Genomic DNA, 24,682 nt, shown 5'->3' on the forward strand with positions numbered 1-24,682 from the left:
GAAGCGTTCACCGAATCGGTCGTCTGATTCTCGTCGACGAACGTAAAATGGCCATCGTTGGCAACCGCGAGCGACTGATTCTGCAATATCGGTCCCGTGTTCCCGATAGCACTCGCTAGCGGTTTCGGTGAGCTATCATCTACACGTGACGGAGCGAACGCGTCGTTCGCCATCGCAGGCGTTCCGACAGCCGAGATTAGCAGAATTATCGCGAACAATACGGCGATTCCGTCGTCGATATGACTCATTAAATATGAGAACTAGAAGACATTGTATATATTCTTCGGATATAAGATACATCCTGGTAAAATACATGTAATTGAATTTAAAATAGGCTGAGAACCGTCAACAGAAAGGGGGAGCGGTTAGTCCGCAGCGACTTCTTCGGCTTCTTCGTCCGCGTCTTCGGGGTAGTACTTCTCGATGAGTTCCTCGTCGATGCGGTTGAGCGCCTCCTTGGGGAGCATCCCGAGGAGGTCCCAACCGAGGTCGAGCGTCTCCTCGATGTCGCGGTTCGTGTCGAAGCCTTGGTCGACGAACTCCGTCTCGAACCGGTCGGCGAAGTCGAGGTACTTGTTGTCGCGCTCCGAGAGCGCCTCGCGGCCGACGATGTTCACGAGGTCGCGCAGGTCTTCACCCTCCGCGTACGCGGCGTACATCTGGTCGGAGACGTCGCCGTGGTCCTCACGGGTCAGCCCCTCGCCGATACCGTCGTCCATCAGGCGCGAGAGGCTCGGCAGGACGTTGATAGGCGGGACGACGCCCTGCGAGTTGAGGTCGCGGTCGATGTAAATCTGGCCCTCGGTGATGTATCCGGTGAGGTCCGGAATCGGGTGGGTGTCGTCGTCGCCGGGCATCGTGAGGATGGGAATCTGGGTGACAGACCCCTCGCGGCCCTCGATACGACCCGCGCGCTCGTAGAGCTGGGCGAGGTCGGTGTACATGTACCCGGGGTAGCCACGGCGGCCCGGCACCTCTTCGCGGGCCGCACCGATTTCGCGCAGGGCCTCACAGTAGTTGGTCATGTCCGTCAGGATGACGAGCACGTGGTAGCCCTTGTCGAACGCGAGGTACTCCGCAGTCGTCAGCGCGAGGCGCGGCGTGACCGTCCGTTCGACCGCGGGGTCGTCCGCGAGGTTCATGAAGACGACCGAGCGTTCGAGCGCGCCCGTCCGCTCGAAGTCCTCCATGAACTCGTTGGCCTCTTCGGCCGTGATTCCCATCGCGCCGAACACCACTGCGAACTCGGAGCCTTCGTCGTCCTCGCCCGCTTCTTCCTCTTCCGGCACGGTCGCCTGTCGCGCAATCTGGAGCGCGAGTTCGTTGTGCGGAAGCCCGGACCCGGAGAAGATGGGGAGCTTCTGGCCCCGGACCAGCGTGTTCATGCCGTCGATGGCGGAGACGCCGGTCTGGATGAACTCCTCGGGATACTCCCGGGCGGTCGGGTTGATGGCCGCGCCGACGATGTCGCGTCGGTCGTCCGGGACGATTTCCGGGCCGCCGTCGATGGGGTTGCCGGAACCGTCGAGGACCCGACCGAGGAGGTCCTCGGTGACGGGCATCTTCATCGTCTCGCCGAGGAATCGGACCGAACTCTTCGTGTCGATACCTTCGGTCCCCTCGAACACCTGAATCGAGACGAGTCCGTCGCTCGATTCGAGGACCTGTCCGCGCTTGGTGTCGCCGTTCGGCGTCTCGATTTCGACTATCTCGTCGTACCCGATGGGTTCGTCTACCTCCGCGAACACCAGCGGACCGCTAATCTCCGTGATTGTTTGGTACTCTTTCATGGTTTAGTAGAGGTCTCGGAGCTGTTCTTTGATGTCGTCTTCGAGGTCGGCGACGAACTCGTCGGCCTCGTCGTCGGGAGTCGTCGCGATGCGGTTCAGCCGCGGTGCGGCGTCGATGTCCGTAATCTCGTCCACCGGAACGCCGGCGTCGAGCGCGTCGAACGCCTCGTCGTTGTACGTCCGGATTGCACCCATGATGAGGTAGGACTTCTCCGGCGGACAGTTGGTGTCCACGTCGTGGAGCGCGTTCTGCTGGAGGAACGCCTCGCGGATGTACCGCGCGACGTCGAGCGTGAGCTGCTGGTCCTCCGGCAGGGCGTCCTTACCGACGAGCTGGACAATCTCCTGCAGTTCGTCCTCCTCGTCGAGCACGTCCACGGCCCACTGGCGCTGCTCGGGCCAGTCCTCGGCGACGTTGTCCTCGAACCACGGGTCGAGCTGTTCCTTGTACAGCGAGTACGACTCGTTCCAGTTAATCGAGGGGAAGTGACGGCGCTCGGCGAGGTCCGCGTCGAGTGCCCAGAAGGTCTTGACGATACGCAGGGTGTTCTGGGTGACGGGTTCCGAGAAGTCGCCGCCCGGCGGCGAGACTGCGCCGACCACGGTCACCGAGCCTTCGGTGTCGTTGATGTTGTCGAAGTAACCGGCGCGCTCGTAGAACTCCGAGAGGCGCGCGGCGAGGTAGGCGGGGTAGCCCTCTTCGCCGGGCATCTCTTCGAGGCGCGACGAAATCTCGCGCATCGCCTCGGCCCACCGCGAGGTGGAGTCGGCCATCAGCGCCACGTCGTACCCCATGTCGCGGTAGAACTCCGCGATAGTGATGCCCGTGTACACGCAGGATTCGCGCGCCGCGACGGGCATGTTCGACGTGTTGGCGATGAGGCAGGTTCGGGACATCAGCGGCTTCCCGGTGACGGGGTCTTCGAGGTTCGGGAAGTCGTCGATGACTTCGGTCATCTCGTTACCGCGCTCACCACAGCCGATGTAAACGACGATGTCGGCGTCTGCCCACTTCGCAAGCTGCTGCTGGGTGACGGTCTTCCCGGAGCCGAACGGACCCGGAATCGCCGCAGTGCCACCTTTCGCCAGCGGGAAGAGACCGTCCTGCACGCGCTGCCCCGTGACGAGCGGGGTTCGGGGCGTCTTCTTGTCGGCGGCAGGTCGGGCCTCGCGGACCGGCCACTCCTGACGCATCGAGATTTCTTCGCCGGTGTCGAGTTCGACGATGGTCTCCTCGACGTTGTGGTCGCCGCTCTCGACGGTGACGACTTCGCCGCCCTCGGAGTCGGGCGGGACCATCACTTTGTGGTCGATGCTCTCGGTCTCGGGCACGATGCCGAGGATGTCGCCGGGTTCGACGTGGTCGCCGGGTGCGACCTCGGGCGTGAACTCCCACGTCTTTTCGAGGTCGATACCGGGGGCGTCCACACCGCGGTCGAGGAACGCGCCCATCTTCTCTTCGAGCACCGTCAGCGGGCGCTGAACGCCGTCGTAGATGGAGTCCAGCATGCCGGGACCGAGGTCCACGGACAGGGGTTCGCCGGTGTTCTCGACCGGTTCGCCCGGTGCGACGTTCGAGGTCTCCTCGTAGACCTGAATCGTCGTCAGGTTCCCTTCGATTTCGATGACCTCACCCATCAGCCCTTCCTCGCCGACGTACACCACGTCGTTCATCCGGGCGTCGAGGTCAGTGGCGGTCACGACCGGTCCACTTACGCTCTCGATGACGCCGTCCTCTCGAACGGTGTCGGATTCAGTTGCTTGGCTCATTCGTTGTCACCTTGTTCGTCTTCGTCCATAAGGTCGATTCCGATTGCACGCTTGATTTTGTCGCGCAGTCCGCCGCTCCCCGCGCCGCCGCCGATGGAGACCATCGTCGGTTCGACGCTCGTCTCGACCTCCTGTCGGACCTGCCGGGACAGGTAGTCGAGGTCCTCGTCGTGCATCACGACGATGCCGACGTCGTCGTCGTCGAGAACGCGAGTCACCGCATCGTCGAGTTCCGACTGCTTGTCGTCGTCCGGGACGTTCTCGAACTTCCGGACGCCAGCGAGACGGAACCCCGTAGTGAACTCGGGACTGCCGACGACTGCGATTTCCTGGCTCATAGCATCACCAGTTCGTTTTCTATCTCGTCCTCGCTCAGTCCGGCCTCGCGGCCGCGAGCGATGGCACGGATGTTGTCCACTTCGCGCTCCTTCGCCAGCACGTAGGCCAGTACCGGACAAATCGACAGCGGGAAGACGTGCGAGAGGTGGTCCGAGTACTCCAAGAGTGCAGCATCTAGAGCGTGCTCGAAACCGATGAGGCTGTCGGCTCGCTCCAGTTCGTCGAGCGCCGCCGAGAGGTCGTCGCCGTACGTGCTGTCACGGATGAACGTGACGAGTTCGCCCACGTCGGCCGAGAGCTGAGAGAGTTCCGACGCGCGGAACAGCTCTCCGCCCTCGATAAAGTAGTCGGCGGGGTCGAGGTCCGCACCGCTTCGCGCGATTCGGAGCGCGTTGCGTGCGTTCCGGAAGTCGATTTCGGCCTGCAGGAACTCGACGTACAACTGGGTCGCACGGTTGTCCGTCTGGGTCACTCCGCCGATGAGACCTTCGTAGTACGTGCGGTCGACCGCGTTCTCCAGGGGAATCAGCACGCCGGTCTCCTCGTAGTCGGCGTACGCGTCGGCCAGCGCATCGCCGTAGCGCGTACGGTCGAGCATCTCCACGACGTCCTCGATGGAACCGGCTTCGGTGAGCCGGTCGAGGAACCGCCGGTCGAGTTCACCCGCGTAAATCAGGTCCTCCTCGATAGCTTCGCTGTCGGAGTCGGAGTAGATACCCCGAATAACCGTCTTGATGTTCCACGCGTCGAACTTCCGGAGGTATCGAGCGATGAACTCGTACAACTGACCGTCCGCCCACCGGAGCAGGTCGTTGAAGTGCTTGCCGAGGTTGCGATTGAGCGCGTGTTCGATGAGGTCTACGCCGCTGTACTTGGAGCCGAGCGCGTTGACTTCGGTTTCGTACTCGGTCTCCTCCATGTAACGAGCGATTTCACCGGGACCCATCCGAACGAGTTTCCGGTAGTCCTCGTCGTCGAACAGCGCCGCTCGCCGGGCCTGTACCCGAGCAGTGACGTATTCGTAGTTCGAGGTTCCGTTCTTCTTTTCTACGCTCATTGCTCGAAGAGACGTTTACTGATGTCCTGAAGGTTGTCCTCCCAGACGTCCTCCAGCACCGAATCGAACGTGTTGTTCACGCGCAGTCGAGACTGCTCGCTCTCGACCACGACGCCGCCGAGGCAGTCGTACTCTCCGGCGTACTCGTAGCCGTCGTAATCGGTCACGATGTCGGTGAGCAACTCGTCGTCTCCGGGCTTGCCGTAAACGTGGACGGTGTCGCCCTCGTCGAACTCCTCGCTGGCAGCGTCCAGCAGTTCCCGGGTCAGTTCTTCGCGTTCGTCGCCTTCGAGGGTAGCGATACGGTCTTCGACCGTCGCTCGAACGTCCTGCAGCACGTCACGTCGGGCTTCGAGGCGCTTCTGCTTGGCTTCCAGTTTGGCGCTGGAGAGCTTCTGCTCGCGCTCTTGGGCGATTGTCTGCTCGGTTTCCCGTTCTTGCTCCGCGAGAATCTCCTCGGCATCGCTCTCGGCCTCGGAGACGATTTCGTCTGCGCGCTCATCGCCTTCCGAACGAATCTCCTTCGCGCGCTCGCGGGCTTCGTTTCGAATATCCTCAACTACCGTGTCCAAGCTCATTGATGAAGAGGGAAAGGGGGTGCGTTTAACCGACGAAGAACGTGACCAGCGCCAGAATAACGAGCGTCTCGGGAAGGACCGTCATGATGAGGCCCGTACCGAAGAGACTCTCGTCCTCCGCGATGGCACCGATGGCCGCGCTACCGATACCGCGCTCGGCGTATCCAGCACCGATGGCCGCGAGACCGACGGCGAGGGCGGCCATACCGTTTTTGGTGATGGTCGGGCCGGCAGCGGCACCGGTTTCCTGTGCAAGCAATACCGCGTCGACGAATGCAGGTGCAATTTCGAGCATAGTTTCTGCTTCTCCTGTGGCTCTCGTAACCGGACAGTCGTATTTCCCGCTACAGGAGTCATAAAGCTTCCCAAAAGAGTTCGACACCGACGCCGTTTCGAGCGGCTCAAGCCGAGGTTTATGGTACCGATTGCCAATGAATATTAGCCAAAACAGAGGTCGCCGTCGAATCGAAAAAGAGGAAAACGCGGTCAGTCCTGAGTCGTGTAGTTCCGGTCGTAGCCGAACGGCTCGTACTCCTCGCCGCCGCCCTCGTAGAACTTGCCGAAGAACTCGACGTACTCGAGGCGCACCGCCTGTAGACCGGCACTGGTAATACCGAGCGCCAGCACGAGGAGGTGCCCGAAGACGAGGACGAGTAAGCCGACGAACAGGCCGACGATACCGGAGTGAACCAGTCCGCCGAACATGTGGCTCGTCACCTCGTGACCGTGGTACATCGTTCCGACCTCGGGCATGTGGCCGATGCCGAAGTGCCACTCGGCGTGGCTACCGTGGCCCGTAACGAAGACGCCGAAGAACAGGAGATTGACCACGAAGGCCATCCCCGCCTTGGCGAGCAGCACGGCCGCGATTCGGGTGTACGAGAGCGCGTCCGACAGGACGCTCAGGCTCTCCAGCGCGCCGATGAGGATACCGGGACCGCCGAAGTGCCGGACTTCACCCGCGATGTAGAGGACCAGTCCGAGTCCTCCGAGCGCCAGACCGAGCGTGCCAACCTGCGGCGAGAAGCCGCTGAACCCGAGCGAGAACGGCTCGCCGGCGAAGATGGTGAACAGGAAGTTGGGCTTCTGGTTGCGGGCCTGCGTGCTGAGAATCCACGTCCAGACACCCGCGAACAGCAGGACCCACGAACCGCTCTCCAGAACGGCGTCGACGGGGTCGTGGTTCAGCTCCTCGACGAAGCCGAACAGGTAGCCGACCGTCATGTGGAGGAGTCCCGCGAGTATCGAGACGACCAGCCACGTCAGCGCGTAGTCGGCGTTGACCGGCTGGAGACCCTTCTTAATCGGCGGGTGACCGCCCCAGACGACATCTCCGAGCATGTGCAGGCCGAAGATTTCGCCGTACAGGACGCCGAACAGCGCCGTGAAGCCGCCCGCCCACAGCGCGATGCCGCCGAGACTCTTGATTGCGTCGTTGTCGAAGCTACTGAACAGCCAGAAACCGATGCCCATGTACAGGAGTCCGTATCCGAGGTCCCCAATCATGAACCCGAAGAACAGCGGGAACGTCAGGAACAGGACGACCGTCGGGTCGAACTCGAAGTACTTCGGCCGGTTGATGGTCTCGACCAGCAGTTCGAACGGCTTGAACGCGCCGGGGTTGTCCTGCACGACCGGCGGTTGGTCGTCGTCCATCGTCGTGCCGCCGTCCGCGGCAACCTCGTTCGCGTCGGGGTCTTCCGGACCGTGGGCCTCGTGGGCGTCGTACGAGGCGCGTTCGAGTTCGTCTACTTCGACGTGGTCGCCGACGGTGTCGCCCAGCGCGCTCGCCAACTCGGTGTAACGCTTGGACGGAATCCAGCCTTCGGCGACGAAAGCGTTCTCGGTGGTTGCGAAGTTGAGCGGCGCTTCGGCCTTCTGCACGTCGATGCTCAGCTTCTCCTCGGCCGCGAGCAGGAAGCCCGCGGTGTCGAGTTTGACGTTTTCGAGTTCGTTCTCGACGTCGTCGAGTTCGGACTCGAGTTGCTGGCGCTCGTGTTCGAGTTCCTCGGCGTAGTCACCGGGGCTTCCCTCGGCATCGGGGATTTCCAGCGCCGCGAAGTCGACGCCGACCAGCGCCTCGTCGAGGGCGTCTTCGTCGGCGGCGTCCGCGGGGTACGCGAAGACGGCGACGGTGCCGTCGGCGGTGAACGTCTCGAACTCGCGGATGCTGTCCGCGGTTTCGAGCGTGTCGTGAATCTCGTCGGCGTCGCCCTCACCGACTGCGACCTGTAGCGTCTGGTACCCCGACAGCAGGTCGAGGTCGATACCGAGGTCGGCGAACGGCTTCACCGAGTCGAGTCGCTCCTCCACGTCGCGGAGGTCCTCGTCGAGTTCGCTGCGTCGGTCTTCGAGTTGGTTGACCTCCGACCGGACGGATTCGAGTTCGTCTTCGAGTGCTTCGTCGGTGACGATGCGACTCGTCCGGCGTCCTCCTCGTCGATGTCGAGAATGCTCTCGAGCGAACGGATAGTGACGAGTTTCTCGGACGCCTCGTCGGCCCCCTCGACGGGGTCGCCCGGTTCGAAGCCCTCCCACGAACCGTCGTAGTCCGAGAGGTGGACCAGATTTAGCTCGTGGATGGTCTCGATGACGTCGTCCATGACGGCCCGCGAACCCGTCACGGACACCTTGCTCATTCGTTCAGGTCTGAGCATGCACCGCCTCCTCGAAGAGGTCTACCACGTAGTCAGTTACTTCCTCCTCGTTCTCGCGCGCCCGCGATTCGAGTGCCTCACGCTCTTGCTCGCCCTCGGCGAGAATCTCTTCGCGCTCGGCCTCGATTTCCTCGCGAGCCTCGGCGAGACGGTCGTCGTGAAGCTCGGACGCCTCCGCCTCGGCTTCACGGCGGATTTGCTCCGCCTCTTCCCGAGCGTCGGAGATGCGCTGTTCGCGCTCCTCCTCGGCCTCGGCGACGATGTCGTCGGCCTCTTGCTCGGCCTCCTTGATTCGTTCGAGAACCTCTGGCCTCGGCATACTAATCACGCGAAAGTTGCAGAACCGCGTATATACTACTTGCGAACTCTCCCCCACGTCACATCAACTGAGATATGTTGACACAGGACCATCACGGTCTCTATCGGAGGAAACCGGCCTGCGAGCGAAGGACCCCGCGACGGGAATAGCAGGATTATTTGGCCAGCGGTCCGAACTGTCGGGGTAATGGGTATCCTCGAAGACAAGAGTCGCGCTCGACTCTTCTACAAGTACCTCTCGAAGGTGTACGACACCGTCAACCCGTTCATCTGGAACGAACAGATGCGCGACGAGGCGCTGGCGATGCTGGACATTCAGGAGGGCGACCGGGTGTTGGACGTCGGTTGCGGGACCGGGTTCGCCACGGAAGGACTCCTCGAACACACCCAGAACGTCCACGGACTCGACCAGAGCGTCCACCAACTGGAGAAGGCGTGGGCCAAACTCGGCAAGCACGACCCCGTGAGTTTCTACCGGGGTGACGCCGAGCGACTGCCGTTCGAGGACGACTCCTTCGACGTCGTGTGGTCGTCGGGGTCCATCGAGTACTGGCCCGACCCGGTCGCCACGCTCCGGGACATGCGCCGAGTCGTCAAGCCCGGCGGGCAGGTCCTCGTGGTCGGTCCGAACAACCCGAAATCGACAGTCATGCAGAAGGTCGCGAACGCCATCATGCTGTTCTACGACCGCGAGGAGGCCGACCGGATGTTCCGCGAAGCGGGATACGTGGACGTCGAACACCGCGAGATGGGTCCAACCTACGACCCCGACGTCGCTATCACGACCGTCGCGCGCGACCCGGAAGACGAGTAGCAGTTTTGGCTACCGGCCGTCTTCGGTGCGAAACCCCCGATGCTCACGCCGTCGCCGCGACTTCTGCGACGACGGACGCGTTCACCGAGAACGTGACGACGACCGAGGACCCCGACGATAGCGACGGGTCGTTCGTTTCCGCGAGTCGGACGCTCGCTGGTTCGCCCGCCGACCACTTCGGGTCCGCCGCGCTGTTGAACGGTCCGGTCGGTCCCGGACGGAACCCCGTCGCCGAGAAGAACGGAATCGGTGGCTGAGTGTCGAGAGCAGTGTCGTCGATTCGAATCCCGACCGTCAGGTCGCGTACGTCGAGTACGTCTCCTCCGCGGTGGAGGAACGTCAGTCGGTTCGCGTCGGCGTCGATTCGGAGGTCGATTACGGCGCTCGGAGCGTCCGACGGTATGGTCGTTCCGAACGCGAGGCTGCCGACGGTGCCCGCGAGCGCGACCGTAACGACGAGTAGGAGGACGATACCGAGAGCTGGGGAGGTGGCGCGTCCCGACACGGGGAGGGTTCGTTCCGGCTTCGGCCTTCAATCTTCGGCCGTGACGGACGTTTCGCCTTCGACCGCCCGGGCGGAAGGCTGGTACGACGCTACAGAGAGTCGTGTCGAGCGAAGAGAAGACGGATTCGGAAGGTCTGGAGATACGTTCGTAACGATGGGAGCCGTTTCAGACGAAGAGAGACGAACGGGTTGGCCTACGACGATTCGACCGGGGCGGCCGTCACGTTGACCGTCGTGAAGTCGTAAGTCGCACTCACGCGGGAAGGTTCGGCCGGACCGAGCGTCCAGAGGACACCGTCGGAGTTGGTCCGTCCGACGGGGTCGCCAGCGACCGTTACGTCGCCCTGAACGGGTGCGCCCGTGGCGTTGGTGAGTTTCACGCGGAGCGGTCCACCGGCGAACGTGCGATTGACCGTCAGGGTGACGTTCTCCGAGGTGTTGCTTACCGACGGTCCCGTCGGGAGGGGCGTTTCGCCGTTCAGTCGTTTGTGCTGCATCTCCCGGAAGACCGACTCCGTACCGCCGTCGTAGTACACGACGAGTTTGCCGTGTGTGTGCGTCATTTGCATCCGATAGATGTTGTTAGTGCCGTACAGTGCGTTCGTCGCGGTACTTTTCCGATTTTCGAAGGCCCAACGGTATTGGTTTATGATGTCTTTTCGCGCAGACCCCAAAGTAGAGTCGCCGGAGGCGGCGGGATTACGCCGGTCGTGGCGGACGATTTCACGAACGTACTTCCCGTTTACGATGGTGGAGAGTACTATTCCGTTCGTTCCGGTACCCACGTACACTCTGATGGGCGGTTCTTCACCTCGAATCGCCGCCGTAATTCGGTTTCGGACCGGGCCTTCAAGCGACACGAGTTTCCCTCGCAGTGTGTGCGCCTCGGTCTGCATTTCGAACCTCGGAACGGAGTTCGCACGAGTCCGCATTTCAGTTATCAGTTTCCGGATGTCGGCCACTTCTGCGTCGATGCTGGCCAGCGTGCGGACGTATTCGCTCTTCGAGATGGTCCCGTTCGAGAACGCCTGCGTCGCCTGTTGTTCGTTTGCCTTCAACGAGATGATTCGGTTCTCGATGCGATATCGGAACCGATTCAGGGCCTGTTTCTTCTTCTCGACACTGTCGGTCGCCTGTAGTTGCTGGCCAAGCGACTTCACAGTGAGTTCCGTCCGGAACTCGCCGCGGTCCATCGTGAGCGAACTACCGAGTGCGAGCGACGGGGAGTCGAACGCGGTACGCGCCGGGGCGGTCCCGAGCGTCATGACGTTAGTCGTGTTTTCGCCACCGACGGGCTGTACGGTGTCGCTCCCTGTCTGTTCAGATACGGCACTCTCGGGGGAAGTGAATGGGGAGGTGTTCGGGGCGGACGCTGGCGTGGTCGGGGCCGTCGCCTGTACCGCGACTGCTCCGGGGGAGAGCGCGAGCAGTAATGCCAGCATAACGGGGGTGAATCGCATACGTACGCCTACTCGAAGGCCCATCATTAAATTATTCCCGGAACTATGAAACGCCGGACGAGATTTCGAGAACGGACGAGACGTTTTACGGAGCGTTCTGACGTTTTATCTACGGATGGAAAGTATTTTCTTGTCGGCGCATTCACGCGACTGTATGCGGTCACTCGCCGCCCTCCTCGTCGTCCTCCTCGTCGTCAGTTCCGTCGCGGGAGTCGGAGCGAGTCGCTCGGCCGAGGACCGAGCGGTCGCTCCGCACACCTCCTCGGAGTCCGCGTCAGCCCTCAGCGCGACCAACGCCACGCAAGCGAACACGACGGTCAACGACACGACCGAGATGTACGTCTCCCTCCGAGAGAACGGAGACGCTCGATGGACCGTCACGCAGCGTTACGTCCTCCACGACGACCAAGAGGCCGAATCGTTCCGTCAGCTCGCGAAGAAGTACGAGAACGGGGACACGAACGTCGGTCCCACGAGAGCGACGTTCCAGCGCGTGGTCGAGCGCGTGAACGCCGACTCAGACCGCCGGATGGAACTCCAGCGCGTCAGTCGGTCGGCGCAGGTCCGTAACAACGAAACCGTGGGCATCGTCTCGCTGTCGTTCACGTGGACGAACTTCACGCAGGTAAGCGAGAGTCAAATCGCCCTCGGCGACGCGTTCTGGATTGGGTCGGAGACGTGGCTCCCGGCGTTGAGCGAGGACCAGACGCTGGTGATATCGGTCCCCGACAACTACTACATCTCCGGAGCGAGTCCGTCCGGTGGCGTCATCTCCAACGGGACCGTCCTTCGGTACGAAGGTCCCCAACAATTCCAACGCGGCGACTTCAGGGTGACCTACTCGCCGAAGAGTACGGAGAACTCGACGATTCCACCGTGGTTCCCGGACATCTCCAGCACGTGGGGACTGCTCGTCGTGTTCCTCTTGTTCGGTGGCGGCTTCGGGGCGTACGCGCTGTCACAGCGTCGCGGCGCTGACCCCGAACCGGTCGCGGACACCGACGACAGGACGCAGTCGCCGCCGACCGTCTCGGCCACCGCCGACGACGGGGACGAACCGTCGTCCGAGTCCCACGAAGACGAAGGGCCGTCTATGGAACTGTTGAGCGACGAAGAGCGCGTTCTTCACCTGCTGGAGGAGAACGACGGCCGGATGAAGCAGGGCCAGATAGTCACCGAGACCAATTGGTCGAACGCGAAGGTCTCTCAGTTACTCTCGAAGATGGACGAGAACGACGACGTGGACAAACTCCGAATCGGCCGAGAGAACCTCATCACGCTCCCCGACGAAGACGTTGCCGACGTGGAGTAACTCCGGCGGACGAAGACTGTACAGGTGGCCGAAGACCGTACAGTCGGGAAACGACACTGGCGAGGTACGAGTCGGAAACGCGTGACCCGGTGTCGCGCGTTTCGTAAACGTTTACCCCTGCGCCGGAGACGTATTTATTATGAAGGTCCTGGTGACTGTGAAGGAGGTCGCCGAAGTCGCTGACGACTTCGAGATAGAGGGGACCGAGGTAGACGAGCGCTACCTCGAGTACGACCTGAACGAGTGGGACGACTACGCCGTCGAGGAGGCCGTCCAGTTGAAGGAGGACGGCCCGGCCGACGAGGTCGTGACCGTTACCATCGGTCCCGAGCGGTCCGAGGAGACCATCCGGATGGCGTTGGCGAAGGGAGCGGACCGCGCGGTCCGCGTCTGGGACGACGCGCTGGAAGACGTTGACCTGCTCGACGTGGAGACCAAGACGAACCTGCTGAAGGCCGTCGTGGAGGAGGAAGACCCCGACCTCGTGCTGACCGGCGTCCAGTCGGGCGACGACACGTTCGGTGCGACCGGCGTCTCGCTGGCCGACGAAATCGGTTTCCAGTGGGGCGCGGTCGTCAACGCGCTCGACTTCGACGCCGACGAGGGCGTCGCGCACGTCCACCGCGAACTGGAGGGCGGCGTCGAGGAACTCACCGACATCGACGTACCCGCGGTACTGACGATTCAGACGGGTATCAACGAACCGCGCTACGCCAGTCTGCGCGGCATTCGGCAGGCCCAGAGCAAGGAAATCGCACCGAAGAGCCTCGACGATATCGGTCTCGACGCCGACGCGATAGAGAGCGACCTCACGCTGACTTCGATGTACGAACCCGAGAGCGAGAGCGACGCCGAGATATTCGAAGGTGACGCCAGCGAGACGGCCGGGAAGCTTGCCGAAGTCCTCCGCGAGAAGGGGGTGGCAGAATGAGTCCCGACGTTCTCGCCGTCGCCGAACACCGCCGCGGCGAACTCCGCGACGTGAGCTACGAACTGCTGACCGCCGGACGACAGCTCGCCGACGCGACCGGCGGCGACCTCCACGTCGCCGTAATCGGTGGCGACACCGAGTCGTTCGCCGAGGAACTCGACCGGGAGGGCGTGGACGCCATCCACACCGTCTCGGAGGGCGAGGAGTTCAACCACGACGTGTACGTGCAGGCGGTCGAGGCGCTCCACGGCGAACTCGACCCGCAGGTCGTGCTGATGCCCAACAGCGTCAACGGACTCGACTACGCGCCCGCGGTGGCCAACCGGCTCGACCTCCCGCTGGCGACCGACGCCGTGGACTTCGAGTACGACGACGGCCTGACCGTGACCCGCGAGATGTACGGGTCAAAGGTCGAGACGACCGTGGAGGTCGGGGGCGACCAGTACGCCGTCACCATCCGGGGCGCGGAGTGGCCCGGCGCGGAGGGCGTCGGAGATGCCGATGTCGCGGAGTTCGACGCCGACATCGACACCGACACCGGTTCGACCGTCACCGGCTTCGAAGAAGTCGGCGGCGGCGACGTGGACATCAGTGAGGCCGACTTCATCGTCTCCATCGGTCGCGGTATCGAGGAGGAGGACAACCTCCCGCTCATCGAGGACCTCGTGGAGGCCACCGACGCGACGCTGGCCTCCTCGCGACCCATCGTGGACAGCGGTTGGCTCCCCAAGAACCGGCAGGTCGGTCAGTCCGGGAAGGTCGTGACGCCGGACGTCTACCTCGCCATCGGTATCTCCGGCGCGGTCCAGCACGTCGCCGGGATGAAGGGCAGCGACACCATCATCGCAGTCAACACCGACCCGAACGCGCCCATCTTCGACATCGCCGACTACGGTATCGTCGGCGACCTGTTCGACGTCGTGCCGGAACTCATCGAAGAGTTCGAGTAGACTCCTACGGTCTTTTCAACGCGGCTTTTTGGCGCGCCACGGAAGAGGTAGCGGAGTATCGCCTCGTCACGTATTTGTCGTGTCAGGTTCGAGTATGGCCCGATGGTCTCTCCCGAGTCCCGGCGGGCGCTGGCGGTCGCAGTTCTGGGCGTCTTGGTGCTCGCCGGTAGTCTCGCCCTCCTCGCGACGTCACTGTCGGCCAGCACGGTCGGGAGTCAGACGACTTCGACACCGGCGACTGCCGTCGGTCCCGAGGTTGCGGCGCTCCACGACGCGGGGGTGACCGGCGAGAACGTGACCGTCGGCGTCGTGGACGTGACCGGATTCGACACCGACGCGACCGCACTCGACGGCAGAGTCGTGGACGCGAGGGCGTTCGGTTCCGACGGGACGGTGCGCAACGACGGTCGAAACGCCCACGGGACCGCGGCGGCCGAGACGGTCGCCCGCGTCGCGCCCGACGCCGACCTCTATCTGACCACGTTCGACTCCCCCGACGGGTTCCGACGAGCGGTCGAATGGCTGGTCGCCGAGGAGGTAGACGTCGTGGTCGCCCCGGTGTCGTTCTACGGGATGCCCGGCGACGGCACGTCGCCCGTCGCCGACGTCGCCGAGCGAGCGACCGACGAGGGAGTCGTTTTCGTCTCGCCGACGGGCAACCTCGCTCGGAGTCACTGGACCGGCCGGTACCGCGGCGTCGAGAACGGCACACTCACCTTCGGCGATAACGCGCGGAACTACGTCCGGGGAGACGGACGGGACGTGGCAGTCTGGCTGTCGTGGGACGACGCCCACCGCGAGCAGGACTACACCGCCGAACTCCACTGGACCGACGGCAGTCGAAGCAGACTGGTCGCGCGCTCGTCGCCGTATCCCGGCGACGGGGTGCCGAACGAGCGAATCGTCGCCCGCGTCCGGTCGGGAACGTACTACGTCACGGTCCGCGGACCGGCGAACGCGACGGGGGCACGCCTCGAACTCTCCTCGCCGACGCACGACTTCCAGCACGTTCGGTCCGCTGGGAGTCTCGTCGCGCCCGCGAGCGCCCCGTCGGTCGTCACGGTCGGGGCGTACGACGCTACCGCCCGCCGGGTCGAACCGTTCAGTTCGCGCGGGCCGACGCCCGACGGGCGCGACGGAGTGGACCTCGTCGCCCCCAGCCATCCCGACGCGACCGACACCGAGGGTTTCGTCGGCTCCTCGGCCGCCGCCACGTACGCCGGCGGCGTCGCCGCGCTGGTCGTCGACGAGCGACCCGACCTCGCCCCGCGGGCGGTCGAGCGACGACTCGAGACGACCGCGGTCGATGCGGGGCGACCCGGCGCGGACCCCGTCACGGGCTACGGGCGACTCCGCCCCGTCCGAGCGGTCGGCGCGCGAAACGCGACGGGTTAAACCCGGATTTAAGCTATGGACAGGTCTTAGTGGCCGCTTTACGGAGACTTCGACAACGACGGGATGGCAACATGTCGGGACTCATCGAACGATTGCAAGACGGGACCGCGAGCGGCGACGAGCAGTTGCGCGTCCTCGACGTCGGGGGCGAGGAGACCGACGACGTGCTCGACGCCCTCGGACCCGACACTCGCCGGGAGGTGTACCGGACCCTGTTCGAGTCGCCGGGCACGCCCTCCGAACTCGCCGAGCGCGTCGATACCTCGGTCCAGAACCTCCACTATCACCTCTCGACGCTGGAGGAGGCAGGACTGATAGCGCCGGTCGATACCCGCTACTCCGAGAAGGGCAACGAGATGACGGTGTACGCGCCCGCCACCGACCCCCTCGTGCTGGTCGGCGACAGCGACGTCCGACCGCAGGTCCGCCACTCGCTGGCCGACGTCGTCGGAGGTCTCGGCATCCTCGGGGCCGCCAGCCTGCTGGTCCAGTGGGGCGTCGAGCGACTCGCCAGTCCGGCGGTCGGTCGGGGGAACGTGGTGGGACCGGCGAGTCCGACCGCCGACCCGACCACGGCGCGCGAGACGCTGGCGTGGGTCGTGTTCGACCTCGCGGAACCGGGCGTCGTCTTCTTCTGCGGTTGTCTGGTCGTCGTCGCCGTCGCGGCGTTCGTACTGAACCGGTAGCGAAAACTGGGGTTGGGCGTGGGCGACCGACCGGGTCAGTTCCGGAAGAGACCGAGGACGACGCCGATGCCGACGACCGCCAGCACGCCGCCGGCAGCTATCATCCCGACGCCGCCGAGGAACGGGTTCCCGGAGCCGCCAGTCTCGGACGCGTCCGCGTCGTCGCCCGCGACGGTTCCGAGCGTCGTCGGAGTAGTACTCGCGGACGCGCCGTCTCGACCGTCCGACTCGGTCGCCTCCTCGAAGACGACGACGGTCCCCACGGCCGCTACATCACCGCTGGCGTTCGGTCCGGCGAACAGTCTCACGTCGTACGAAGCGGGAGCGAGCGGCGAGTCGAGGGAAGTCTCGGCGCTCGTCTCGACAATGCGAGTCCCGCCGTCGTCCACGACGCCGAGCGTGGGCGCGTCGGTTCCCGCACGATTGGTGTGAAACAGCACTGTCGCGTGCCCGTCGCCGTCTCGGTCGGTGACGGTCCCGTTGACGACGTAGTTGACCTCCGGACCGCCGATTGAGATTGTGACGGTTTCGGCGCCCCCGAACAGCATTTTTATCGAGGCGGTTCGGTTCTGGCTCACTTCCGTAATGGCCTGTACGGCGGGTCCGTCGCTGGGGGCCATACGATTCCCGCCGTCCGAGTCCGTCCCGCCCGTTTCGCAACCGCCGGAACACGTCACCCGTCCGGGGGCCTCCGCCAGCACGGTCTCGTCCCGGTAGACCCTGATTTCGACGTCCTGTTCGCCCACGCCGCTCATGTCGAAGGTCGCGTCGAACGTCCCGCGGTCCGTGACCGTGGTCTGCTGGGACTTCAGGAACGTCTCTCCTTCGACGTTGAGGTGGAGTTCGGTTCCGGGTTCCAGACTCGTCTCTCCGCGAATCGTCTGATTCGGCGCGACGTCGAGGACCACTTCTCCGCCGTCGGTGACGATGGTGGTCCCGTTTCCATCGACCGGTCCGGTCGCTTCAGGCATCGGCGCGGTCGACGCGGCGTCTGGGACTGCGCCGGAGGAGAGTCGCTCCGCAGGCGGCAAGGCCGAGATAGTTCCCGACCCCACCGCGACGGTGCCGGACGTGGCTACGAGGAGCGAGACCACGGCGGCGGTCAGCAATCGCGCGCTTCGGCCCGTCATCGGTTCACCTCCGTCGGCCCGAGACGTGGCGTTCCGGAGGGCGGTCCGTCGTCGGTCGTCAGGTCAGTCGGGGACATACGCGTCGATAGACGAACCGGACCGAAAAAGCTGTCACGTTACCTTAATTTGGGATTTAACCCACGGCCACGGACGAGTCCGAAGACCGTTCAGGTCCCACCAACTTCGTCACGTACTTGTTCTGCCGGTCCTGATTCCCGGCCAATGGATTACCCCGAGTCCCGGAGGGCACTGGTCGAGGAGCGCCTCGAAGTCGTCCTCGACCGCGTCGAACCGACGGAACTCGCCGAGGAGGTCCGCCACGTCGCGCTGTCGGGGGGCAAGCGCGTCCGGCCGACCGTCACGGTGTTGTCGTGCGAGGCCGCCGGGGGTCAAGCCGACGACGCCGTGGACTTCGCTGTCGGGGTCGAACTCGTCCACGACGCCTCGCTCGTCATCGACGACATCATCGACCGCTCGGACACGCGACGCGGGAGCGCGAGCGCGTGGGCGGAGTACGGTTACTCTCCGGCTATCGTCGCCAGCGACGGACTCATCGGCGAAGCCTTCGAACTGTTCTCGCCCGACCCCCGAGCCATGGAGGCCGTCGCGGACGCGATGGTCGAACTCGGCGAGGGCGAGGCGACGGAGCTGGTCGCTCGACCCACGAACCGAGCGGAGTACATGGAACTGGCACGCCGGAAGACGGGAGCGCTGTTCCGCGCCGCGGCCGAGTTGGGCGCTATCGCGGCCGACGCCGACCCTGCCACCGTCGAGGCGTTCGGCGAGTACGCCGAGAAGGTCGGCGTGGCGTTCCAGATTCGCGACGACGTCCTCGACACCACCGCAGACGCCGACGACCTCGGCAAGCCCACCGGCCACGACGCCGAGATGGGTCGCCCGTCTATCGTCCGCGTGACCGACTTGGACGCCGACGAGGCGGCCGCGCTGGCCCATCAGAAATCCGAGGAGGCGCTGGCCGCGCTCGACCGTGCGGCCACGCCCGACCTCACCGCGACCGACTACCTCCGTGACCTCGCGGGGTTCGTCGTGACTCGCGAGCGCTGATTCCGTCTGAGAACGGGTCGCCTCACGACGGTCGGTCCGTGATTGTTCCTGCCGAAATAGCGGCCAGAGAGTCACCGCTAGCTCGGTTCGACTCGACCCGACTGCCGTGATTCGGCGATAGCGAACGCGAGCGTGCTCGTCAGTCCGAGCAGGGTCCCGGCGGTCAGCATCACCGCGAGGTAGGTCAGCGGAACCTCGTCGAGGAAGAAGGCGCTCACGGCGTGCAACACGACGGCGATGGCGAGGACGTAGAACGGCGCGTTGAGGTAGCGCCACCGGAAGCGGTCGGCCAGATACTCGTCGGTAATCTGGCCGAGACTCGTCGTGACTCCCGCGGCGGTGAACCACGTCACGGCCCCGTTGACGAGCGCCGCCAGCACTTTGAGCGGACTCATCGGACCGTTGGTCGTCGTCTCGACCGCCTTCAGCGTCTCGGCACCGCGGACGCCGCCGATGACCAGCAGGGCGGCCGCGACGACGTACGTGATGAGCGTGACCCGACCGGCGTAGAGGCTGTTTCTGGCCTTCTCGGCCGCGCGGTCGAGGACGCGCTCGACGCCGAGTCCCCGTCCGAGGACGTAGAGACCCAGCAGCCCCGAGGTGACGCCGAACACGGCCGCGCCGGGGAGACCGAACATGTCCGAGAGGATGGCCAGCGGATAGATGAGCAGCAGGATGCCCAGCGGGACGAGGATGGTCCCGCGGGTCTCGGGGTCGTCCAACACCTGCTTGATGGTGTAGTACATCGATTCGAGGTCCTGCGCCTGCCGGACGACCACGCGGCGCACGCCGTCGATGGGCACCCGCGAACGAATGACCGGAATCACGCTCTCGTCCTGCGCGCCGTCGGTGACGATGACCGCCTGAATCTCCTCGCTGGTCGAGAGACTGGCGAGTACCTCGTCCACCTCGTCGCCGACCGCTCGATTCGCGGCGATGTCGCCGCCGTCGGTGCCGGTGACGACCGCGACTTCGACGGTCTCGTCCTCGATTCGGTCCGCGAGGTGGACGCCCTCGAACATGACGTTCACGTCGCTGTCCTCGGGGTCAGCGGTCGCTAACGACACCGCGGCGGCTTCGACGTTGTCGCGGCCGATGACCGGCGTGTCGAAGTCGGTCTTGCGACCGAGGTCGTCGTCGAGGTCCACACACAGGACCAGCAGCATCATTCGGGGCTATGCGTCCGGGGTTTATCTCTTTTCGGGGACGGTCTCCGGGAGTCGGAACTCGGCGTCGGGTCCGGCGGTGACGCCGGTCGATACCGTGGGAAAAGCTATCATCAGCCGAGTCCGACCGTGACGGACGCATCCAGCGACGAGCAAACAGAAAGTTAATATGCCGACAGTTTGAGGTTGGGTTTAACAGGTTTTCGCTCAGCAATGCCCCACACAATCGCAGTCGCCCACTATCCGGAAGGTGCTGGTCACGCGACGCGCATGCTGGCCATCGCGAACGCAATCCGGGACAGCGGTGCCGAAGTGCTGATGGCTGGCGGCGGCGCTGGCACCGAGTTCGTGTCGCTCAACGGGTACGACGAGTTCGAACCGACGACCGTCGATTACATCGACACCTATCAGGGCGGGTCGCTCGGGAAGGTCCTGACGCAAAGCGTCCCTGCGAGCGCTCGCCGGGTGGCCGAGTACGTGGACTGGCTCGACGAGACGGAACCGGACGCGCTGGTCACGGACGACATGTTCGCCGCGATAGCCGCCTCCCGGACGGACGTACCGCTCTACGTCCTGAAACACGACGTTCCGGGGCTGTACCGCGACCCCGTCGAGCGGAGCGGGGCACGGTTCCACACCGTCTTCCAGTCGGCGGTGACCCGAGAGTTCTTCTACCCGGCCGTCTGGCCGCCCGCCGACATCGACCCCGACGGCGCGACGCGGATTCCGCCGGTCTCGCTGGAGGGCGACGACAGCGTACGAGACGCCGCCGACGTGGTGCTCGTGCCAAGCCACTACTCGGATTTCGACGGCGTCGCGGCGCGACTCGAACGCCGGGGTCACGACGTGCTGAACGTCGGCGGTGACGACTGGGAACCCGTCGCGTCGCTACTTCCACACATCAGGGACGCAGACGTGGTCGTCTGCTCGGGCTACTCCACCATCATGGACGCCGCAGTCGCCGGAACGCCCTGCGTCGTCTCCCCCGAGACCGACGAACAGGAGGCCGTCGCCGAGCAGTTGAGTGGGGCCGACGTCGAGGGATTCACCGTGGCCGACGACCCCCTCGACGTGCTGGACGCGGTGGAGTCGCCGCCCGCGGCGACCCCCTCGGACAACGGGGCCGACGTCGTCGCCGAGACGGTGGTCGAGGACCTCCGAGCGGAGTCGGCCGACGAGTCGTCCGCGTCGACCGAGGAACCGTCCGCATCGACCGACGACGGGCGGTCGGCGAACCGCGGACGCACGCCCGCGTTCGACGCCGGAAGCGGACTGTCGGTCGCCGTCCGGGCGCTGCTCGGCGTCGGCCTGTCGATGCGGAACGCCCGGTCCCGAATCGTCGGTCCGGCCGAACGCGCCGCGGCGGCCACGGTGAGCGCCGTTCTGCTGACGATACTGGTCGCCCAGCAGGTGGCGGCGCGGGGGACGTACACGGCCATCGAACACTCGCTCCCCACGTACGCGGGCAGCGTCTCCGGACTCTTCGTCGTCGCCGGAGCGACGCTCGTCGGACTGGCGGCGCTGGGTGCGGCCCTCGACGCCGGTCTGGTGCCGTCGGTGTTACTCGCCAGCGCCCCGGTCGTGGGATGGGCGGTCAACCACTGGGCGACGCCGCTCGTTCCGCACTACGCGCCGACGTTCCCCGTCGAGATGGCGCTGCTCTACGGCGGTGCGTTCGGCCTCCTTGGCTATCTGCTCGGCGTCCGCGCCCGGAAACTGCGCGGTACCCCTAGTTCGATTCCCGAACACGGGTGAGTCCGGGCGTCCACCCTCGTTTCGCACGCTTTTTGAGTCTCGGCCCGTTATCCGTACCTAACGAATGATTTCGAAGGGATGCGAACAGTGCGCCAAAGGAGGCAAGATGGTACTCTTCGTCTACGGGTACTGCGACCAGCGGGACTGTTTCTACTGCCCCCTCGGCGAGAACCGCAAGAACGTCACCGACGTGTACGCCAACGAGCGGAAGGTCGAGTCCGACGAGGACGTGATTCGGGAGGCCGAGCGCATGGACGCGCTGGGTACCTCCATCACCGGCGGTGAACCGCAGGAGGCCATGGAGAAGACGTGTCGGTACCTCTCGCTGCTGAAAGACGAGTTCGGCGAGGACCACCACACTCACCTCTACACCGGCATCACGGGCGGGCGCGAGAACATGCGCCGCCTCTCGGAGGCCGGACTCGACGAGATTCGGTTCCACCCGCCGCTGGACCTCTGGGGCGACATGCACGGCACGGAGTGGGAGGAGATTCTGTACATCGCCCGCGAGGAGGGTCTGACCCCTGCCTTCGAGATTCCCGGCATCCGGGCCGAAGAGGAGTTCCTCGAATTCCTCGACGAGGGCGCGGCCGAGTTCTGCAACGTCAACGAGTTCGAGATGAGCGACGGCAACTTCCGCCGGATGCAGGAGGAAGGCTACGAACTGCAGGACGGCCACATGAGCGCCGTCGAAGGGTCGAAAGAGATTCTGGAGACGATGGGCGACCACGAGCGCGTCTACTTCTGCACCTCCGTCTTCAAGGACGCCGCCCAGCACCGCAACCGGATGAAGCGCATGGCCCGGAACATCCGCCGGGAGTTCGACGACGTGACCGACGACGGGACGCTGGTCTACGGAAAGACGTGGGAACCCGAGCGCCGCCTCGAAGAACTCGGCGTGCCCGAGGAGTTCTACACCGTCAAGTCCGACCACGTCGAGTTGGCGTGGTGGCTCCTCGAAGAGATGGTCGAGGAGGGCGACGTGGAGGAGGGCGAAATCGTCGAGCAGTACCCGACCGTGGACGGGCAGGTCGTCGAGCGGACGCCGCTGGCGTGATTTCCTGCGGGCGAACGGCGTGAGCGAGTAGGTCGAACGACGACTTTTGGTCCAGCTTTTGCCAGCGAGCGTACGAGCGAAGCGAGTGAACGAGGCGGAACGCCGAGTTATCTACGTTTCGAGGACAGTATTTCGTCGTTGAAGACGTAAACGGAACGCTCCGACGACTGTAACAGTACGAACCGTCACCGGGTTGTTCACGTGGGTCGCCGAACCCGACAGACGATGGTAACGAAACGAACGGCGATAGTCGTCGCGGTACTGTTCACGGCGATAGTCAGCGCGGGGTGTTTCGGACCGGGAGAGGACGCGGCGACGACGACGGAGGAGGGGACCGAGACCACGCCCGCCGAGACGGTCGAGGCCGGGGGCGACCCCACCGCCCAACCCGCGCAGACGCCCACAGTCTTCGGAACGACGACCGTGCAAGAGACAGCGAACGAGACAGAAACAGACGGAAACGCGACGGTCGAAACGACTACGGAGGCTGTCGAGGCGTGAGACGCGAACGGTAAGCGTCGGTACGGAGTTGGATTCCGGTAAAGAGTTTAGACGCCGGTCGAGTACCGCAGAATCCCGGCGACGCCGCCGAACGCGGACTGCAACTGCTCGCCCTTCTCGAAGTCGGTCGAGATGAACTTCGTCTCGGTGCCCCGCTGTTCGGCGATGGTCATTAGATACTCGATGGCGTCCTCGCGCTCCTGAACCTCGGCCTCGGCACCGTTCTCGCAGGTGTGGGTCGGCGTGTCCTCCCGGCGGTCGATGAACTCGAACTCCTCCTTGTCGCCGCAGTCGTAGACCACCACGTCTTTGCGGAGGTCCTCGGACAGCAGGAGACGGTCCACGGACCCCATCACGAGGTTCTGACGAGTCGGCTCGAACCCGTAGGTGGCCTTGTTGCCGTCGTGGAGTTGTTTGAAGAACTCCTCCATCTCGTTCTTGTCCTTCATCACCTCGGCGTCGGCGAGGGCGTCCTCGGCGCTGTCCACGAGGTCGTAGAGGCCCGACTCGTCGGTGTAAGCCACGTCGAACTTGCCGAGGACTTGGTCCTGAAGTTCGTGGTGGAGGTAGTCGCCGTCGAGGAACTCGTCTTTGGTCGGCGAGGGACCGCCGACGAGGACGCCGTCGAGTTCGCCCCGCTTGGGGACGAACAGGTCGTTGGCCATCTCGGCGACCTCCTGATAGAAGTTGTCGATGGCTTCGAGGCGGAGGCGGGCGAAACGCTGGGCGGACTGACCACCTTTGCGCTGCTTGCCCGGCACCAGCGAGGAGGCCGACTTGACGGGTTCGACGCGCTTGCCCTTCAGCCACCCGACGTTGGCCTCGCGCCGGTCGAGGACGATGAGACCGTAGAGACCCTTGTCGGCCAGCATGTGTTCCAGCGGTTCGGTCAGGAACGCCGAGTCGCAGTGATAGCGGAACGACTGGATGGGTTCGGGCGGGTCCTCCAGCACCTTCGTGACCATCTCGGTCCGACCGCCGCCGGAGTCGATGGCACCGCTGAAGATGACCAGTCCGTTGTCCGGCGGATAGACGTCGTAGTAGCGCAGGCGGTCCTTGATGGAAGTCAGCGCGTCCTGCACGTTCGTCCGCGTCTGCTTCGACTTGATGTTAGAGGCTTCGCTGTGCTCCTGAGTGACGTGAGCGACCACGTCGCTGATTTGCTTGTCCGGCGGAATGTAGATAGTAACGAGTTGAGTCCCGGACCCTTCGTAGTCCCTGAGGTCCTCGATGACCTTCTGGAACTCGTACTTTTTCCTGTCGGACTGCTCGCCTTCCTGCTCGCTCATTACTTCGTTCTAGGCCCTCCAGAGGGTAAGTAACCTTTGACCTTACGGTCGCGCGCATGACGCTATCGCCCGGTCGATAGCGTCATGCGCGCGGCAGACGATACCCCGGTTCGACCGGCGAACGCGCCCGGACGTGTCGCCTCCGACGGACTAAATT

General features: G+C 64.5%; 22 protein-coding genes and 1 pseudogene. 10 read left to right on the top strand and 13 right to left on the bottom strand.

The features are described 5' to 3' along the window. Positions 1-365: 365 nt before the first annotated feature. The 8 genes and pseudogenes from FXF75_RS17530 to ahaH form a co-directional block, all read right to left on the bottom strand. Positions 366-1,790, bottom strand: a complete 1,425-nt coding sequence (locus FXF75_RS17530) for an ATP synthase subunit B (protein ID WP_163523138.1) — start codon at positions 1,788-1,790, stop codon at positions 366-368. 3 nt (positions 1,791-1,793) lie between these two features. Beyond that, positions 1,794-3,560, bottom strand: coding sequence for an ATP synthase subunit A (locus FXF75_RS17535; protein WP_163523139.1), 1,767 nt, complete (start codon positions 3,558-3,560; stop codon positions 1,794-1,796). Beyond that, positions 3,557-3,898, bottom strand: coding sequence for a V-type ATP synthase subunit F (locus tag FXF75_RS17540; RefSeq protein WP_163523140.1), 342 nt, complete (start codon positions 3,896-3,898; stop codon positions 3,557-3,559). Before FXF75_RS17540 ends, FXF75_RS17535 begins: the two co-directional genes overlap by 4 nt. After that, complete coding sequence (locus FXF75_RS17545) at positions 3,895-4,956, bottom strand: V-type ATP synthase subunit C (RefSeq protein ID WP_163523141.1); 1,062 nt, start codon at positions 4,954-4,956, stop codon at positions 3,895-3,897. The genes FXF75_RS17540 and FXF75_RS17545 overlap by 4 nt, the downstream gene beginning before the upstream one ends. Then, a complete protein-coding gene (locus tag FXF75_RS17550) occupies positions 4,953-5,534 on the bottom strand; it encodes a V-type ATP synthase subunit E (protein ID WP_163523142.1) in 582 nt (193 codons plus the stop codon). The genes FXF75_RS17545 and FXF75_RS17550 overlap by 4 nt, the downstream gene beginning before the upstream one ends. 25 nt (positions 5,535-5,559) lie before the next feature. Then, positions 5,560-5,829, bottom strand: coding sequence for a F0F1 ATP synthase subunit C (locus FXF75_RS17555; RefSeq protein ID WP_163523143.1), 270 nt, complete (start codon positions 5,827-5,829; stop codon positions 5,560-5,562). A 191-nt stretch (positions 5,830-6,020) separates the two neighbouring features. Next, positions 6,021-8,191 (bottom strand): annotated as a pseudogene (locus FXF75_RS17560) (V-type ATP synthase subunit I). Next, the gene (gene ahaH / locus FXF75_RS17565; RefSeq protein ID WP_163523144.1) at positions 8,178-8,510 is read right to left on the bottom strand and encodes an ATP synthase archaeal subunit H; all 333 of its coding nucleotides are present in this window, start codon (positions 8,508-8,510) and stop codon (positions 8,178-8,180) included. Before ahaH ends, FXF75_RS17560 begins: the two are co-directional and overlap by 14 nt. 186 nt (positions 8,511-8,696) lie before the next feature. Here ahaH and FXF75_RS17570 point away from each other — a divergent pair, with 186 nt between their 5' ends. Then, entirely contained in the window at positions 8,697-9,323 is a 627-nt protein-coding gene (locus FXF75_RS17570; protein ID WP_163523145.1) for a methyltransferase domain-containing protein, read from the top strand. Between the two features lie 43 nt (positions 9,324-9,366). On the opposite strand, the gene FXF75_RS17575 is transcribed toward FXF75_RS17570, so the two are convergent. Together FXF75_RS17575 and FXF75_RS17580 are read right to left on the bottom strand one after the other, a co-directional pair. Next, on the bottom strand, positions 9,367-9,828 hold the full coding sequence (locus tag FXF75_RS17575) for a type IV pilin (RefSeq protein ID WP_163523146.1): 462 nt from the start codon (positions 9,826-9,828) through the stop codon (positions 9,367-9,369). A 194-nt stretch (positions 9,829-10,022) separates the two neighbouring features. Beyond that, positions 10,023-11,093, bottom strand: coding sequence for a hypothetical protein (locus FXF75_RS17580; RefSeq protein WP_163523147.1), 1,071 nt, complete (start codon positions 11,091-11,093; stop codon positions 10,023-10,025). 349 nt (positions 11,094-11,442) lie between these two features. On the opposite strand from FXF75_RS17580, the gene FXF75_RS17585 reads away from it, so the two are divergent. From FXF75_RS17585 to FXF75_RS17605, 5 genes are all read left to right on the top strand, one after another. Next, a complete protein-coding gene (locus FXF75_RS17585) occupies positions 11,443-12,600 on the top strand; it encodes a hypothetical protein (RefSeq protein WP_163523148.1) in 1,158 nt (385 codons plus the stop codon). A 139-nt stretch (positions 12,601-12,739) separates the two neighbouring features. Beyond that, positions 12,740-13,531, top strand: coding sequence for an electron transfer flavoprotein subunit beta/FixA family protein (locus FXF75_RS17590; protein WP_163523149.1), 792 nt, complete (start codon positions 12,740-12,742; stop codon positions 13,529-13,531). Next, entirely contained in the window at positions 13,528-14,481 is a 954-nt protein-coding gene (locus FXF75_RS17595) for an electron transfer flavoprotein subunit alpha/FixB family protein (RefSeq protein WP_163523150.1), read from the top strand. Before FXF75_RS17590 ends, FXF75_RS17595 begins: the two co-directional genes overlap by 4 nt. A 102-nt stretch (positions 14,482-14,583) precedes the next feature. After that, complete coding sequence (locus tag FXF75_RS17600) at positions 14,584-15,876, top strand: S8 family serine peptidase (protein WP_163523151.1); 1,293 nt, start codon at positions 14,584-14,586, stop codon at positions 15,874-15,876. Between the two features lie 71 nt (positions 15,877-15,947). Next, complete coding sequence (locus tag FXF75_RS17605; protein ID WP_163523152.1) at positions 15,948-16,562, top strand: helix-turn-helix domain-containing protein; 615 nt, start codon at positions 15,948-15,950, stop codon at positions 16,560-16,562. Positions 16,563-16,597: 35 nt separating this feature from the next. On the opposite strand, the gene FXF75_RS17610 is transcribed toward FXF75_RS17605, so the two are convergent. Continuing rightward, positions 16,598-17,692, bottom strand: coding sequence for a BGTF surface domain-containing protein (locus tag FXF75_RS17610; RefSeq protein ID WP_163523153.1), 1,095 nt, complete (start codon positions 17,690-17,692; stop codon positions 16,598-16,600). 222 nt (positions 17,693-17,914) lie between these two features. Between FXF75_RS17610 and FXF75_RS17615 the strand changes: the two genes are divergently transcribed. Further along, on the top strand, positions 17,915-18,757 hold the full coding sequence (locus FXF75_RS17615; RefSeq protein WP_163523154.1) for a polyprenyl synthetase family protein: 843 nt from the start codon (positions 17,915-17,917) through the stop codon (positions 18,755-18,757). A 77-nt stretch (positions 18,758-18,834) separates the two neighbouring features. On the opposite strand, the gene FXF75_RS17620 is transcribed toward FXF75_RS17615, so the two are convergent. After that, positions 18,835-19,923, bottom strand: coding sequence for a DUF373 family protein (locus tag FXF75_RS17620; RefSeq protein WP_163523260.1), 1,089 nt, complete (start codon positions 19,921-19,923; stop codon positions 18,835-18,837). 213 nt (positions 19,924-20,136) lie between these two features. Between FXF75_RS17620 and FXF75_RS22230 the strand changes: the two genes are divergently transcribed. From FXF75_RS22230 to FXF75_RS17635, 3 genes are all read left to right on the top strand, one after another. Next, the gene (locus FXF75_RS22230; protein ID WP_205427807.1) at positions 20,137-21,678 is read left to right on the top strand and encodes a hypothetical protein; all 1,542 of its coding nucleotides are present in this window, start codon (positions 20,137-20,139) and stop codon (positions 21,676-21,678) included. 64 nt (positions 21,679-21,742) lie between these two features. Then, on the top strand, positions 21,743-22,735 hold the full coding sequence (locus FXF75_RS17630; RefSeq protein ID WP_163523155.1) for a radical SAM protein: 993 nt from the start codon (positions 21,743-21,745) through the stop codon (positions 22,733-22,735). 225 nt (positions 22,736-22,960) lie between these two features. Further along, positions 22,961-23,236, top strand: a complete 276-nt coding sequence (locus FXF75_RS17635; RefSeq protein WP_163523156.1) for a hypothetical protein — start codon at positions 22,961-22,963, stop codon at positions 23,234-23,236. A 47-nt stretch (positions 23,237-23,283) separates the two neighbouring features. Here the strand turns inward: FXF75_RS17635 and prf1 are convergent, their stop codons facing one another. Then, entirely contained in the window at positions 23,284-24,525 is a 1,242-nt protein-coding gene (gene prf1, locus FXF75_RS17640) for a peptide chain release factor aRF-1 (protein ID WP_163523157.1), read from the bottom strand. Positions 24,526-24,682 lie beyond the last annotated feature (157 nt).

It is taken from the genome of Halorussus sp. MSC15.2, from assembly GCF_010747475.1.
Lineage (GTDB): Archaea > Halobacteriota > Halobacteria > Halobacteriales > Haladaptataceae > Halorussus.